The sequence below is a fragment of the Chitinophaga pinensis genome (genome assembly GCF_007896845.1).
In the GTDB taxonomy this organism is placed as follows: Bacteria; Bacteroidota; Bacteroidia; order Chitinophagales; family Chitinophagaceae; genus Chitinophaga; species Chitinophaga pinensis_C.
This window is the reverse complement of the sequence record NZ_VOHS01000020.1, coordinates 61,502-78,090: the sequence shown is the minus strand read 5'-3', so window position 1 is coordinate 78,090 and position 16,589 is coordinate 61,502. Positions and strand designations below refer to the sequence as shown.

Sequence of the window (16,589 nt, the reverse complement as noted above, 5' to 3'; positions counted from 1 at the left end):
TTGTATAGCATTTTATAACAAAAAATTAAATTAAAAGTATTTGAAATGTATTTACTGCTGTAGAAAAGGAGAAAACAAAAAAGGCAAAAAACAGAAGCCTCACCTTTTTTAGGTGGTACTCCCGTTTTTTGCCCATTAAATGATCCTGTCAGGCAGGAAAATTATTACTGCTTGATGATCTTCCTGATCTCAGTGTCCTTACCGTTAAAGATCTTAATCAGGTAAACGCCTGTTCCAACGTTTGACAGATCGATCCTTTCGCCATTTACAATACGTTTCGCAGGCACTACGGTCTTACCGTCCAGCGAGAACACACTTACATACAGATAACCCTCTTTCGTGGTAGCTGTCGTTCTCACAACCACTTCATTCACAAACGGATTCGGCATCACATTCAGGCTTGCATTCAGTTTGCTTTCAGCTGGTTCTTCCGTTTTCACTTTCTCAATATACTGTATAGTACCAGCTGTACGTGCAGCAGCAGCTGTTGATGGCTGTACTACTACGGAAGAGGTCCAGTCATTCAGATTAAGCGGTGCACCATTTAATGAGAGGTCTACCAGACAGGAGAAATCGCCTCTGAACAGGTAAGCATCCCCGCCGAAATTGTCGTGCTGATAGAGAATTACCTCATATCCGCTGGCCACTTTCAATGAAGAGATATCATCATTCACTACACCTCTTGCCTGCAATTGAGACAGCGTATAGCTACCGACCGGCAACGTTACCGCATAACCTCCGTAATTACAGTCTTTATATACTGTCGCGGCTGCACCTGTAGCTGAAGAAATAGAACCGGTGATCGCATAACTACCCAGTGAACCATAGTTAGAATAACCTGTATTCAGCGGATTAAGATAACCGGTACCCGTTACAGATACATAATAAGTACCAGCACTCAGGTTGGCACTGATAGAAGCTGAAAGATCATTTGGATTGCTGCTGGTCACCACGCCGCCGCTACTATTATATAATGTAGCGAGAATATCCAGATTAGGATGACGGGTTGGTGTTGCAAAATTCAGCGACAGTGCACCACCACCGGTAGTGAAACTATAGAAATCCAGATCACCGGTACGCTCGATCACACCATTGGTATTCACAGCTCCACCGGTGTTAATTGTCAGCGGAGATGCTGCTCCGATAGAGCCACCGGCATCATCTGTTCTGTAACCTACACCAAAAGTGCTGCTGGCAATTTTAGCAAGGTCATCTTCCAGTTGGTTAGCACTGGTGTACTCGCCTTTGCTCCATTGTACTACCGGTACATAATAACCCACACCCATGATAGGGGCCCAGTTACCATGCCCTGCATAATAACCTTCTGCAGGGCTGTTACGACCATCGTGCCCCAGACCAAAGGTGTGGCCAACTTCATGAGAAGCAGCATCACCTGCGCCTTTTACGCCACCATTGAATACCCAGCAAGGTGTTTCATTACCCCAGTTGAATGAGCCTATATAAGCCACACCACCTGCTCCGGGAGCAGCTGTATTAGTAGGTGTGAAGATGCAACGCATTCTTCTGTTAGCAGGATATGTATTATATACTGCTTCGCTGTTGGTGATATTCAGGTTGAACGGGCGGAAGTCTTCACTTACCAGTTCCCATACTTCCAACTGCTGCGCTTCCGTGAGCGTAGCTGCTGCTGCATTGATCGGATTACCGTTGTTCCACAGCGTACCGGATACATACTGTCCGTCAAAATCTAACAGTACAACACCATTAGCACCTGGACGACTTTGCAGTTCACCGAGCGCCAATGCAACATCGTTAGCGCTGGCTGTCCTGCCGGCTGTTTCTTCCGGTGCTTTATTATAATCGATACACAACAGTGAATCGAGCGCAACTTCTTTTACAAAAGCAGCACCGGTATTATCGGTATAATATTTATAACCTTTTTTGCTGTTACGCAGGATAATGTTACCTGTAACAACACCGTCCTTTACCTGAAGGAAGAAAGAAGAACCTGGTACATTTTCGATCTCACCGATCATTGCTTCCATATTCTTACCATCAGTACGGCGGGTATTTACTTTACCGGTCAACACGGTGCCGGGGCCAACTTTCAGTTCGGCAGCGCTTACCAGTCTTGCATGTGGTTTTGTAGCCTGTGTACGGATATCCTGCAGGAGACCGGCAGGGGTACCAAGACGATAGGGTTCTTTCTGCTGTGCAAAAGTAACAGCGGTCGCCATTAACGCCAGAGACGTGCCGGCTATATATTTTAACATTTTGCTCATAGGGTAAAACTGTTTGAAGATGTTGGTTAAAAGATGATGGTTTACAATTTGGTGATGCGGAACCAGTTAATATTCCAGCCGCCGGTTTGTGCGAACAAACCAAAATTATAAGTACCGGCATTGATCGTCACGTTATGCGAGATAGTGGTCCAGTTCTGCCAGCCGCCGGTAGACGGAACGTCCAGATAACCGAGCACATTTGCACCCGCATTTACGTCGAGCGATAAACGTCCGCCGCCAGTCTGGCTGGCAACGCGATATTCTACTTTATAAGTACCGCTTGTAGGAATGGTCACTGATGGATATGCCATCCAGTCACCTGTTTCAATGTAACCGACATTTGATCCTCCGCCTGCGTCAGTAGTTGCTTCTATCTGAACGCCGGACATAGAGCTATAAGATTCGGCCTGAATAGTCGTGGAAAAAGGATTGTTATTACCACCTGAATTCTGATATACGCGCACATAGTCTACGTACATTTTTGCAGGCAGCGCTGCATTGTTCACTGTAAAGCCGGGCCAGTTACCGCCAATGGCAAAATTCAGCAGAATGAAGAAGTCGCGGTGAAACTCTTCCGTACTGCCTACATTACCGGCAATGTTAATAACGTTAAATTGTACGCCGTCTACGAACCATTTAATGGCATTGGCGTCCCATTCGATACTGTAAACGTGATAGCCTGTTACACCTACCGGCGTAGAGCTGCCATAGGAAGCATAACCTCCGTTGGTGCCGGTCCAGTGTACAGTACCATGTACATTGGCATCTGTGTTAACGTGTTCCATAATATCGATCTCTCCACTGGACGGCCATCCTACGGAAGTGATATTACTGCCAAGCATCCAGAACGCCGGCCAGGAGCCCTGGAAAGATGGCATGGCTATACGGGCTTCAATCTTACCGTATGTCCAGGATTTTCTGCCCTGGGTTTTCATACGGGCAGAAGTGTAATTCATACCACCAAAGCTTTCCTGCTTTGCGGTGATCACCAGCTGACCATTCTCGATGGTCGCATTTTCGCGGCGATAATACTCAAGTTCATTGTTTCCCCAGCCACCGGAACCGGTGCCGGTTTCAAATACCCAGTCAGGGCCTATACTGTTCGTGAATTCGTCCTGCCAGACCAGCTGCCAGTTCTGGGCTGACGCGGCACTACTTCCGAGTGCCAGACCAGCGGTTAACATAAGGGTCATCTTTAATGATCGCATCATACGGGTTTTTGTTTTAAATGGTTAATAAAAAGGGACTTGTTAAATAAGGGAAACACTCTTTGCCGGAGGCAGGCGGTCAGATTATTGTTTCACGAATTGCTGGGTTACTCTCTTCGCACCTTTTACATATACAAGTAGATATGTACCAGCCGGAAGTTTATCAACACTGATATTGGTAACACCACCTTTAGCGTTCAGTACCTGTTTACCATTCAGATCATAAATGGTAATAATACCGCCCGGCTGGTTAAAGTCACCTCTCAGATTGAGTGAAGTAGCCACAGGGTTCGGGAAGAGTAATGGGGCTTTTTCAACCACCTTGTTGTCAAACAACGGTTCTTTCACACTCGTTGCAGCAGTTGTACGTGCAGCGGAAGCCACCTTGGTGATGCGGATCCAGTTGATGTTCCATCCGCCTGACTGTGCGTAAACGCCCAGTGAGTACGTACCTGCTGTAACATTCACATTGTGTGAAACAGTCGTCCATGTCTGCCATCCGCCGGTCACAGGTACATTCAGATAACCCAGTACAATAGAACCGGAATTCAGGTCAAGTGATAACTGACCACCTGTGCTCTGACTGGCTACTCTGTATTCTACCTTGTATGTGCCGGAAGTAGGGAAGTTGATGTTTGCATATGCCATCCAGTCACCAGTTTCGATATAGCCCACATTTGAGCCACCACCTGCGTCAGTGGTAGCTTCCACCTGTACGCCTGACATGGATGTATAATTTTCTGCCTGGATGAGGGTGCCACCGGTTGGCGGAGGTGTTCCGCCACCACGGTCTACTTTAACCTGGTAGATAGCGCTCAGCAATGAGTTAGCGCCGGTTGCATCCTGTGACAGTTCCCACATCATGATGCCACCTCCCTGATCATATGCCAGGTTGGTTTTGCTTCTGATAGTAGGCAGACCGTTGTAGTAGTCACTACCGAAATAATCGGAATTAGGACTTGCACCATTCGCCAGCAAAGTAGCATAGCTATTCCATGATGGACGTGCGTAGAATGGTACCCCTAATACTGCTTTGGAAGCTGGCAAACCTCTGCCAACCCAATAGCTCAGTGACTGGGATGCGTAAGTGTAAGTAGAATGTTCGTAATTATTATAATCATAAGCCATGAGGTTAAGGAAATCAACTACGTTAAATACGCCGCTGAGGATGCTGGCCCCACCGGTTCCTACCACTGCTGCTGTCAGCAGTTTGCCATTGTTATGCAGTGCTGTGGACAGCTGTTGCATCAAAGCCAGGTAGTTATTGGCAGAAGCACCCGCGTCAGGGTATTCCCAGTCCATATCCACACCATCCAGACCGTACTGATTAACAAAATTCATGACGTTATTCACAAAATTAGTACGGTAGGTAGCGTTGGCTGCCAGTGATTCAAATGCACCATCATCTCCGTTATTCCATCCACCTATTGCGATCAGCACTTTCACACCATTGGCGTGTCCGCTGCTCACCAGACTGGATAACTTAGATGGGTTTTCAATCGGCTGCAGGCCACCTGTGGAAGTAGGCAAGGCAAAGGCGTAGTTAATATGCGTCAGTTTGCTGTACTGGATTGCGCTCACGCTACCAGACCAGGAGGGCATATAGCCTACTACTTTAAACTGTGCAAAAGTTTGTGCGGACAGCAACAAACCTGCTGCAAACAGCAGACCTGCCTTCATCCATTTTTTTGCTTTCATGATTTATGTTTTGAGGGATTTAAAATGCGCCGGCCATACACCGGCGTTACTGATTGCAAGTTCCGCCCGTCGCCTCCAGGCAAAGAAGTGTTTCCCTTAGTACGTTCAATTACAAGAAGTGTAAAGCAGAACCTGCAAAAAGGATTTATCAGAGATTTAAATGGTTATTTTCATTGTTTTACAAACTGTCGGGTGATCATATTGCCATTGCTGTTGAACACAATGGTATACACACCGGCATGCAGCCCGGAAATATCCAGTCTGTTCGCCAAATTACGGGCAGTCATCACCAGCCGGCCACTCAGATCAAAGATCTGTATGCGTGCACCGCTCAGGTCTTCATCTGCCTGAAATTTCAACTCGCCTGCAGCAGGGTTTGGATAGAGCAGGAACCCTTTTTTAGGTGTCATAGAGATAGTGCTCTTCTGTGCCGCAGCATCTTCAGTAGTCCTTGCTCCACTGCCTGCACGTACGATCAGCGAACTGGCAAGGTCATTCCATCCGGCTCCTACCAGACAGGAATTGCTGGCTGTCAGGGCGAGGGATGTGCCACCAAAATTGTCGTTCTGATACAGGCGGGTACTATACCCACTGTTGACGCTTACAGAAGAAATATCATCATTACGGATGCCGAAAGACTGTAGTCTTGCCAGGGTGTAATCACCCGTTGGTAAACTGATCGCCAATCCGCCATAATTACAATCACGATAAAATGTAACGGCTGCTGTACTTAGCGTACCACCACCAAACACATTCCTGATAGCAGTGGCATAAGCCGCAGTTTGTGCACTGTTGTCAATGTCATCATACAACCACATAAATCCACCTTTGATACGTGCACTACAGCTGTTCTTCCAGGTATTCAGCTGATTCTGTACCTGTGTTGTTGACTTCTCCGCATCCCACAATCCCGCATACACCGGTATGGTCCCGAAATTCCAGTTACAGGGAGAGTTACCGGCGCCGCCGGCATAACATTGCAGGTCGATCCTGTCTACTGTGCCGGGACGCTGATTATTTGTATTGGTCGCCACACTTGTCCAGTAACCTGAATTGGTATACGGCACCAGACTTACTTTAAAACCCAGGTTCCCCAACATCACGGCCAGTGCTGTAGCAGAGCTGACATCGTAGGCACTTTCATCATCGAAGCCAATGGCATCTACCATGGGAAAAGTATTACGCAAAGCCTGAAAGTTTTTGTACAATGTACTGGTACTACCGGTACCCTGTGCGGCGATCAGATTTTTTATGTTGGTAAAAGTGGATGAACCCCATGCGCTGAGACAAAATTCCAGCCTGTTAATGGTGGTCGGCGCTGACTTCAGTCTGGCCATATCATCCACAAAATTCGGATAGGAATTTCCGCCTATATAAGTACCATTCTGCACTAAAGGAAATTCTGCATTGAAGTTAAAATTACCGCTTGCATCGATGTGAATGGTCCATACCACCACATAAGTGTAACCGGAATTTCTAAGTTCATTGATTGCATAGCTGCGGTTTTTGTAGATGGGACCACCGCCATAGATACCTGACTGTGCAGATACCTTTTCATAAGCTGCCAGGAGCAGACAGCTTACCATAAAAACCTGTAATAATAAGTGTGTAAATTTCATCATCATACGTTGGAATTTTAGCGTTAACAGAGAACCTTATTTATTCTGAGGGAAGTGAAGTGGGCCTTCATTGCCGGCTTCACAGAAAGAGCGTGTGAAAATACAGTACATAAAAAGCAGCATAAAATACTCTCGCCTGACATGGTTGATAGCAATCCGAAAAATTAAGAATTAAGAATTAAGAACGTTGCCGCAGCTCCAATTCTTAATTCTTAATTCCTAATTGTTAATTAAATATTACAGGCGTATCACCTTCGCGGAACCTTTACGGCCGCTCTGCTGATTGCTTGTTTTCAGTATCCAGGAACCTGCTGGTACCTGAGACACATCCAGATCAACAGTCTGCTGACCTTTAGCGCCCGCGATGATCTGTTTACGCAGAATAGCGTTGCCGTTGGTGCTCCACAGTTCAATCAGCACTTTCTCACCCTGAGCTGCATTGATCTGCACTTTCAGTACAGTACCTGTCAGCGGGTTAGGGAATACTACCAGTTTGCTATCAACGTTAACAGCATCAGGCGCCGGAGATACTACAGCTACTCTTGCTGATGCTCCACATGCACCCACTGGTTTCCACCACCAGTCAGCAGTACCCGGTGTTACATTGTACAGACCGTTAGATTGGCTTTCATACAGGATACCATTGTATACTACCTTGTCGCCCTGATTGTACACTTTCGGGAACGGCTGATAAGTAGCTACACCTGCACAGTTACCTGTGTTACCACTACCTACCTGAATAGCCACAGCAGTACTGGTTGTAGACTTGCTGCCGTTGTCAGTTGCCACAGCAGTAATGCTGTAAGCACCTGCAGCAACGTTACCCCATGTATAAGTGTATGGGCTTGCAGTTACTTCTCCCAGTTTGGTGCTGCCATTGTAGAACTCAACTTTGGCAATTGTACCGTCTGCATCTGTAGCAGTAGCCTGTATGGTTACTGTAGCCGGAGCAGAGAATGATGCACCTGCTGATGGAGATGTGATGCTTACTGTCGGAGCCTGATTGCCAGGATTAGAACCACCACAGTCACGTACATAAGCCCAAACCTGGTCAGCACCACTGTGCGTATCAGGCTGATCGCCCTGTGTCCACCATTTTGCAGTGTAGATCTTACCGTTGTAAACTACCTGCTGGCTACCATTATATGCAATAGTAGCTGACCACGCAGCAATACCATCGCAGGAGTTACTACCGGTACCATTTACTGTAACAGATACCGCAGCGGAGGTTGTTACGGCGCCCGCATTGTCAGTTGCCACAGCTGTTAAGCTGTAGGTAGCCGCAGCTACATTAGTCCAGGTATAGGAATAAGGTGCTGCCGTAGCCTGACCAAGTCTGGTCGCACCATTGTAGAATTCAACTTTAGCAATACTACCATCAGCATCTGAAGCACTTGCTGTAATTGTGATAGAAGCAGGCGCTGTGAAAGATGCTCCGGCAGCCGGAGAAGTAATACTTACAACCGGAGACTGATTGCCCGGAGTAGTACCGAAGAAATATGGATAGTAGTTTGCAGCAAACTCACTGTTGTTTACTTTATCCCAGTTTACTGACCAGGTCATGATACCGCGCAGACCTGGATAACCAGCTCCTTTACGGATCACATAAGTACCACCGTAAGATTGACCTTTCGTCAGATAGTTCAGTGCTTTTTTCACTTCTGCCGGAGCAGTGTAACCACTACCTGCAGCACCCGGTGCAGCTGGCAGACCGAAAGCTACCTGATCTTCACGCAGTGCAGGGAATGTCTGACTGGTGCCTGACACAGGGAAACCCTGTAACAACATTTCAGTCATGGATACGATAAAGTCAGCAGTAGTGGAGTTGTATACTTTATTATCCAGCCCCATTACAGAACCGGTATTATATAACTGTGGCTGAATCCAGGACAGTTCGTTACGCAGACCGTAAATGATAGGCAGATATGCACCTACCAGCGGAGAATAAGTTGCGCCATAAGCGGTCTGTACATAATATGTTTCAGGCGCCATGGTCAGCAGACAGTTTTTACCCTGTGCTTTACGGTAAGTGATGATCTCTTTTACAGCAGCGATCAGGTTTACTACTTTAGGCGTAGTTGGCGCCATAAAGTTATTATCTCCATTGTTCAGCTGTAAAGAAATACCACCTTCAATGTCCAGATCAAAACCATCGAAGTTGTAGCTATCCAGCAAACTCTTCATGCTGGAGATAAACGCTTGCTTGTTAGCCTCTGTGTTGATCACCAGCGTACCGGTTTCACCACCCAGTGACAACAATACTTTTCTGCCCTGTGCCTGTAATGTAGCGATATCAGCTTTGAAGTCAGCTACCGTTGTTCCTTCCGGAGTAAAGTTAACAGTAGAGAGATCGCTGCTGGTAGTACCAAATGCTACTTCAATCACATTATAGCGGCTGTCTACATCGCGCAGACGGATATAAGGAGCGGCAGCGAGGTTCCAGTTCTGCCAGTAACCAACGACTACCTTATTGTTATCTACAGGAGGATTAGTACCACCACCTGTTACTGTAATTGATACAGCAGCAGAAGTAGTGCTTGCACCGCTGTTATCAGTAGCTACAGCTGTGATGCTATAAGTACCTGCTGCTACATTGCTCCATGAAACGCTGTATGGCGCTACAGAATCAATACCCAGGCTGGTGCTGCCATTATAGAATTGTACTCTTCTGATGCTGCCATCGCTGTCAGTAGCATTAGCGCTGACAGTGATACTTGCAGGCGCTGTAAAAGTAGCATTAGCAGTTGGTGCAGTCAGATTTACCACCGGAGCCTGATTTACAGGAGTGGAACCATCAGCAAAAACAGCGTTGATCTTATTTACAAGCGGAGAAGTAGTGTTAGGACAATAGATAAGCTTGCCCTTAGCAACGGTACTGCTGGTCATGTTCAGCATATCACCGTATACCTGCCAGATGATCACACCTGCCAGTCCATTGTCCTTGATATATTTGGCTTTTTCACCTACAGAGCGTTCGTTATCATAGCTCAGGAAATAGTTGCCTTTTGTCTTATAAGGTACTTTTGCTACATCATCCCATCCTTCAGTCCAGCCGGAAGACGTCTGCTGCAGAATGTAGCTGTAGTTAGGCGTACCATCCCAAAGGTCTTTTGCCCAGTTAGTGTAGTCAGCACAGGTCTGAATAGGACCATCCGGCTGCACAGTTTCAGCACGTTTGGTAGTAGCGCCATTCAGTGCTGCTGCACCGGAAGTCACCACACCACGACCATAAAAAGGTGCACCGATATTTACTTTGGACATATTTACGCCCAGCGCTTTCAGTGCCTTTACAGTTGCGTCAACAGAGAAATTGGTATATTCTGCACCCGGATAATCATACAGGGGAGCGTTGTGACCTGCTTTATTAGACCATCCGCCATTGTAGTCGTAGGTCATCATGTTATAATAATTCATAGAATTATTAAGACGGGACCAGTTAAACCCTTGCAGTTTGGCAGGAGAAGCAGCGAAAGCAGCTGTGATCAGTTTATTCGGACCGATCGCAGTTCTTACAGCTTCTACGAGTGCAGCGAAGTTGTTATAATCAGCTGTGCTATATCTTTCGATGTTCATACCCGGATCGTTCGGATATTCCCAGTCGAAATCTATACCGTCAAAACCCATGTTGATCAGCTCTACGCAACCAGCCACAAATTTCGCCCGTTTGGTCGCATCAGCTGCCATTTCAGGATAGTGTTTACACATGCTCCATCCACCGATGGAAGCCATTACTTTTACCCCTTTGGAGTGTGCCAGGTCGAGTACGCCCTGTGCCCCACCCTGTTTAGGTACAGATAAAGGGAAAGCACCGGTTTTGCCGGTATTTACATTTTTCCAGCCACTGCCTTCATTGCGGTAGCCAAGCGTGTATGCATAGCTTCCTTCTGATATATAGTACAGTGGAGCATCCAGTTCACCATATAACAGGAACATATCCCAGCTGCTGTAGATATCTTCATTTACCAGTGCTCCCGGCTCCTGTACGGCGCCAACCTGATAGATGTTTTTGTTACGAAAGTCCCCGCTGTGTAAGGAACCGTCTTTGGCCACGCCAAAGAAAGAGAAGTTAAGGATAGTGTACTGCGAATAGTCCACATTCAGCTGATTATAGCCACCCTTGGGAACGATACCGGCAACATCTTTCCAGGCATCCCATTGGGTGATATAACCTATCACCTGCTTGCTGTGGTTCTTCGTGGTGGCGGGCACCTGCGGAGTTACCTGCGCCATGAGGGGGGATAGTCCCATCATGAGTAGTAAAAGCAGAAGTGCATGTCTTACATAATGGTAAGACACCGCGCTACGAAAGGTAGAATTTACTTTCATTTATAACGGTTTTTTTGAGACGATATGGAAGTACTGGTTTATGTCTGCTAACATGCCCGGGCCACAGGTAATATTACGATGTCAGTTTGCTCTCTAAATAGGGATGTGCAGATATAAGACCGGTTTTCACAGGTAAAATGGTATTTTAAGGTATTATGGTTAATTGTCTACTACTGGTTCCTAATTCCAGACTCTCTGATAAAGGTGTCGTACCTAACGTGGTATAGTACTATCCCAAATGTAATTTTTTTTGCCATAAAGAAAACGCCCTCCCGGTAGTGAACCGGAAGGGCGTTTCTTATTGTAATTTGTATTCGGTTATTTGTGAATGATTTTCAACATAGTACGTCTGCTGTGCATATACTGTTCATCCGTACAAGGTACACCTTTACCGCATGGATCTTCAGGATCTTTACCGATGTTTTCGTAGTAAAGTCTCGTAGAAGATACACCCTTACGTACCAGATATTCAATTACTGCATAACAACGCAGTGCAGAGAGGTCCTTGTTGTATGCGTCAGAACCACGGCTATCTGTGTAAGAACGAACAAGAAGTTTCCAGTCAGGATATTGGTTCAATACCACCGCTACTCTATCCAGCAGGTTTCTTGACTTGGTGGTCAGTACCGCACTGTTATAATCGTAGTAGAACTCCATGCCTTCCATCTTATGCTGGATAGCTGCGTCCATTTCGTCCATTTCTTTCTCCTGTCTGGCTTCCGGCTTCGCTACTGCTACCGTTTCAACTGGTTTTGCAGGTATTTTCTCAGGTGCTTTCTCAGGCGTTTTCTCTGCCACCGGTTCTTCTGTTACAGGTGCTGCTACTACTGGTGCAGCTACAGCTACTGCAGGTGTTTTCACCGGTTTCTTAACAGGCGTTGTCGCTTTTGAGCCCGGTCCACGTCTTCCAGGAGTAGGTGACTTCGGTTCTTTTACCGGTTCCTCTTTCACTGGTTCTGCCACAGGATCATTTTTCGCTACTACCGGTTCAGCAGGATGTGAAGTCGGTACGGAACCCGGGATATCGATTGGCGCAGTTACTGCCTGTCTTGGATTCGTCACAACCGGTTCTTCTGTCGTTTTAGACGAGGTAGGAACAGGATCTGATGCTGTTGGCAAAGTGATTGGCGCAACTACCTGTTGTCTTGGAGACACTACAGTTGGTTCTTTCTGGCCTGTAGCTTTTGCTACTGATTCAGCCGGCTTGTCAACAACAACTGCTGTATTATCTGCGAGGGCCGGCAGGTCTGGTTTAATACCTGCTTCGATCTCTTTATAAGGTTGAATACCCGGATCTCTGTCAAATCTTTCAGCAAAGTGAGTATCCATAAAGCGGTAGATATCATCACTACCACCACCACCCGGACGGTTGGAAGAGAAGTAGCCTTCATACATATTCGCTTTCATAATGAAGCCCAGATCATCGCCACCGGAGTTGAAAGGATAACGAAGGTTCTGCAGACGAGTCCAGTCAGCACCTTTACCTGCTATACGGAACATGTCAAATCCGCCCAGACCAGGATGTCCTTTACTGGAGAAATAAAGCATGTTGTCTTCATTATAAGTCGGGAATGCTTCGTCGAAAGGAGTGTTGATGATAGGACCGCAGTTCTTAGGTTTACTCCATCTGCCGTTCTTTTGTTTTTCGCTGAACCAGATGTCCATTCTACCTTGTCCGCCTTTTCTGTTGGATGCAAAATACATGGTTCTGCCATCACGGCTCAGTGCCACATGACCAGTAGAGGCACCAGGGTAGTTGATCTCTTTCAGTGGCTCCAGAGGTCTCCAGTCATCACCTGTTTTCACTGACCAGAACACCATCATTACACGTTCACCATTTACCGGACCGCGTTTTTTACGGTTGGCAATATCCTGTTGCCAGGAGTTCAGTGTAACGTAAATGGTATCCTCTCTTGCATTGAAACAAACAGGACCGATGTGATAAGGCACGAGGGCTAATAATTGCGGCACTACTTCTTCTACGAAAGTATTGGCCACACCCTGTGAATATTGTTTAAAAATGTATGCTTTGTAGTAAGGCTGGTTAGTACGCGTATCAATCGCAGGATTACGTTCAGGCAGCAGGTTCATGGTCATTTTACGATAACCGTTGGATACCAGCAGCAAACCCTGTCTTGTTACCCCGCTTACGTAGTCAGAACCGGAAGAACTAAGCTCTTTGATATTCTCCATCGCCATATCCAGACGGCCGGACTTCCAGACGATCGCACTATCACAACCTGCCATCATCACATTCCTCAGTCTGAGACTATCCTGTTTACCAGTAGTGAATTTAGCGATCTGTTGTTTTGCTTCAACATATTTGCCCACACTCTTCAGGACTTCCCCGTATTGCAGAAACGTTACTGGTGGACAATCCGGACGGTCGACCATTTTCTCATACCAGAAAGCAGCATCCTCATACTGACCGATTTCACGGTTGCAGAGTGCGATACGTTGCAGCAGATCAATGGAAGTCTTCGTTTTCTTTTTAGAAATGATCCTTCCATACAAAGATGCCGCTACAGCATATTCCTGTCTCTCAAAAGCTTCATCAGCCCTTACCCGAACGCTTTTCTGCTCCTGGCCATACAGCATCACCGGAACCGTCAGAGTGGTGCACAATAATATCGCGTAACAACGTCGTAGCATATAAAGATTTGATGATCTTTTAGAAATTAAAAATAGCGGGGATTAGACGTACTGAATAGCTTTGAATTAAATAATATACCGATCGAAAGTTCATGCGTGCCGGTCTGAATACCTGCCAGTTTGTTCATGCTATAGTCATAAGAATAACCTATGCGATATTTTGGCGAGATATAATATTCGAGGATACCGCTGACAGCGTTGGCCTTGTCAAGACCTACATTGTTCACAACAGATTTCTTGTTTAAAACGGAGAGGTTCGTTCTATAAGAACCACCTACCCACAACAATTCATCGATGTGCATCATCAGCGTAGCATCCAGTCCTGCCGGACCAGCAAAATCACTTTTAAACAGTACTGACGGTTTGAGGGAAATATCGTCGTTCACATTGAACATGTAACCGGCAGTCACATACAGATGTTGTTTTCTGCGGATACTTTCATATGTATAACCTCTCCATTTATAACCGGAGCTGGTGTACTTGGACAAAAGATCCAGTACAGATACTCCGATATACATAGAAGGAGTATAGTAGTAAATACCTACACGCGCATCAGGCGTAGTCGCTTTTGCAGATCCATCAGGAATGATACGGTCGCCACTTGTTTCATAAACCAGGTCCTTACCATTCATTCCATATTGTGTAGCGCCCACACCGAGACCGAAACAAAGACGACGGGTGTCTTCTTCGTCAAGGCGGATACGGTAAGCGTAAGAAGCATAAAGGGAGATTGCACTCTGTGGTCCCAGGTTATCCATCATCGCCTGTATACCAAGACCAACATTGGCGTCTCTGTTGCCACGGTTGAGCGGACCATCCAAAGAGATAGATCCGGTACGCGGAGCACCATCAAATCCTGTCCATTGCTGGCGATACGAAGCGTTGAGGTGTAGTACATCCTTATAACCCGCATAGGCCGGGTTGATTGCCAATCCGTTAAAAATATACTGGCTGAACTGGACACTTTGCTGAGCACGGGAACCTGCTGCAAGGCAAAGTAATAATACTACAGTAAACCATTTTTTTGTCGTGTACATAATTGCACTTTTAGGATCACAGTTCATTATCTAATAATCATTACCCAACCCTTGTAAACAGTCACGCCGGCGGCAGGGTCATTCATTTCAAGCCGGTAATAGTAGGTCCCTTCGCTTAGTCCCGTCGCATTCCAGTTATTCTGATAATCTTTATTCTGGTATACAACTCCTCCCCAACGGTTGAAAATGATCAACTGTGAATTAGGGAATTTATCTATTCCTCTTACAAACAAGTAGTCGTTCTTGCCATCACCATTTGGTGTCACCACGTTAGAGATCATCAGACCTGGTTTACCTTTCACCGCCTCTATACTGGTTACAGTACCTTTATCACAACCTGCTTCTTTCGGATCACAATGGTAGGTTGGCCTGGAAGTAGAGTCTGAGTTACCACCTATCTGCACCCTCGCTGTGTTATTGATGTTCTTGATACCTTCAGGGATATCACCCACTTTTACTTTAAAGTGCAGTGTTGCAATTGCACCTGCTGCGAGGTTATTCACCGCCCATACAACCGTATTGGAACCATCAAAGTGCAGACCACCATCGGAAGCACTTTCGAATGTAGTGAAGTCAGGAACCGGATCACTTACCTGCAGTAATGGGATAGTGATATTACCCGTGTTACGTACATATATAATATAAGACAGTTCTTCACCGGATTTTACCTTTGTTTCGCCGCTGCTGTTCAGTACGATTTTCCAGCTTTCAAATGAAGTAACACTCTTGATTGGAATAGTGGTAGAAGGTTTGCCCAGACCACCCGGATCCGGTTGGCTCGGATCATTTGACAGGGCCGGTAATGTTGCAACAGAACCTTTACCGTTACCATTATTTACATAAGCAGTATTATCGATTGACTTTGCACCAGTCAGGTCAGTCGCCACCCTTACACGGAAGGTACGCACGCTTGTTTGTCCCGGATCCAGTGTAGGTATAGTCCATGACAGCAGATTGTTGGCATCCGGTGTCACGCTTTCATCACCATCGTAGAAGTTAGTATATACAGGCACGTAGTCAGTCACCAGCACATTAGTCAGTGTCTGTGTACCGGTATTTTTTACATGGATAACATAAGTGATTACGTCGCCGGACTGAATCGTACGATCAGGACCTGTACCGATATAACCGGAGCTTTTCCATGCAACGGTATTCATACCGTTGTCAACCGGAGTCCTGGTAGAAGGCCAGCCTCTGTCTGCTCCCGGTAAAGCAGTGATATTATTATCAGCTGCAGGACCGAAGGTATGACGCAGACCTGCTCCATCTCCCAGATCAACATAACCTGTATTATTAATATAGTCAACACCTGTGAGGTTAGCTGATACATCCACGGAGATATTCACGTAGATGGTGCCGCCTACCGGAATCGTTACATTATTATATGTCAGTACTCCATTTGAGAGACCTCCATTAAGACCACCTCCGTTAGTTGCACCGAAGAAAGTTGTATGCAGTGGAATGGTATCCACAATACGCAAACCTGTCAGAGGCTCGTCACCGGTGTTACGGATATAGATCCTGTAGTCAATCCTGTCACCAGTGGTCACCGCCTGATCTGTACCAGAAGGAGTATAACCATAGGTCATCCAGATCTGGGCTGACTTGGTATAGGGCTTTACACCTGAGGCGATACTGTTTTTGTCTGTCTTAGCAGCTGGCAGAGAACCTGCCTTTGCCGGTAACCAGCTCATACCCACTATAAAAAGCAGTATGAAAAGGCCGAGATCAGACATTTTTTTGATATCAGTAAGGACCAGGCCAACTCGTCGCTGCATAGCTTCTAGCAGGTTTACACGAGTAGAA

Annotated in this window: 8 protein-coding genes; all 8 read right to left on the bottom strand. The window is 46.3% G+C overall.

Annotated features, from left to right (window positions below; translation table 11 throughout):
• Positions 1 to 164: 164 nt before the first annotated feature.
• The 8 genes from FEF09_RS19090 to FEF09_RS19055 all read right to left on the bottom strand — a co-directional run bounded on the left by FEF09_RS19090 (position 165) and on the right by FEF09_RS19055 (position 16,561).
• On the bottom strand, positions 165 to 2,243 hold the full coding sequence (locus tag FEF09_RS19090) for a T9SS type A sorting domain-containing protein (protein WP_146306599.1): 2,079 nt from the start codon (positions 2,241 to 2,243) through the stop codon (positions 165 to 167).
• Between the two features lie 41 nt (positions 2,244 to 2,284).
• Positions 2,285 to 3,454 (bottom strand): carbohydrate-binding protein, encoded by a 1,170-nt coding sequence (locus tag FEF09_RS19085; RefSeq protein WP_146306598.1) that lies wholly within the window; start codon positions 3,452 to 3,454, stop codon positions 2,285 to 2,287.
• Between the two features lie 81 nt (positions 3,455 to 3,535).
• Positions 3,536 to 5,149: a glycosyl hydrolase family 18 protein gene (locus FEF09_RS19080; protein ID WP_146306597.1), complete on the bottom strand. Its 1,614-nt coding sequence runs from the start codon at positions 5,147 to 5,149 to the stop codon at positions 3,536 to 3,538.
• 170 nt (positions 5,150 to 5,319) lie between these two features.
• Positions 5,320 to 6,774, bottom strand: coding sequence for a T9SS type A sorting domain-containing protein (locus FEF09_RS19075; RefSeq protein WP_261387600.1), 1,455 nt, complete (start codon positions 6,772 to 6,774; stop codon positions 5,320 to 5,322).
• A 231-nt stretch (positions 6,775 to 7,005) separates the two neighbouring features.
• A complete protein-coding gene (locus tag FEF09_RS19070; RefSeq protein WP_146306596.1) occupies positions 7,006 to 11,094 on the bottom strand; it encodes a glycosyl hydrolase family 18 protein in 4,089 nt (1,362 codons plus the stop codon).
• Between the two features lie 318 nt (positions 11,095 to 11,412).
• Positions 11,413 to 13,746 (bottom strand): OmpA family protein, encoded by a 2,334-nt coding sequence (locus tag FEF09_RS19065; RefSeq protein ID WP_146306595.1) that lies wholly within the window; start codon positions 13,744 to 13,746, stop codon positions 11,413 to 11,415.
• Between the two features lie 26 nt (positions 13,747 to 13,772).
• A complete protein-coding gene (locus FEF09_RS19060; protein WP_186774406.1) occupies positions 13,773 to 14,783 on the bottom strand; it encodes a type IX secretion system membrane protein PorP/SprF in 1,011 nt (336 codons plus the stop codon).
• Positions 14,784 to 14,809: 26 nt separating this feature from the next.
• A complete protein-coding gene (locus FEF09_RS19055; RefSeq protein WP_186774405.1) occupies positions 14,810 to 16,561 on the bottom strand; it encodes a gliding motility-associated C-terminal domain-containing protein in 1,752 nt (583 codons plus the stop codon).
• Positions 16,562 to 16,589 lie beyond the last annotated feature (28 nt).

Bases quoted from the DNA above. Each gene is read 5' to 3' on its own strand.
- FEF09_RS19090 (WP_146306599.1), bottom strand. From the start codon at position 2,243: ATGAGCAAAATGTTAAAATATATAGCCGGCACGTCTCTGGCGTTAATG.
- FEF09_RS19085 (WP_146306598.1), bottom strand. From the start codon at position 3,454: ATGATGCGATCATTAAAGATGACCCTTATGTTAACCGCTGGTCTGGCA.
- FEF09_RS19080 (WP_146306597.1), bottom strand. From the start codon at position 5,149: ATGAAAGCAAAAAAATGGATGAAGGCAGGTCTGCTGTTTGCAGCAGGT.
- FEF09_RS19075 (WP_261387600.1), bottom strand. From the start codon at position 6,774: ATGATGATGAAATTTACACACTTATTATTACAGGTTTTTATGGTAAGC.
- FEF09_RS19070 (WP_146306596.1), bottom strand. From the start codon at position 11,094: ATGAAAGTAAATTCTACCTTTCGTAGCGCGGTGTCTTACCATTATGTA.
- FEF09_RS19065 (WP_146306595.1), bottom strand. From the start codon at position 13,746: ATGCTACGACGTTGTTACGCGATATTATTGTGCACCACTCTGACGGTT.
- FEF09_RS19060 (WP_186774406.1), bottom strand. From the start codon at position 14,783: ATGTACACGACAAAAAAATGGTTTACTGTAGTATTATTACTTTGCCTT.
- FEF09_RS19055 (WP_186774405.1), bottom strand. From the start codon at position 16,561: ATGCAGCGACGAGTTGGCCTGGTCCTTACTGATATCAAAAAAATGTCT.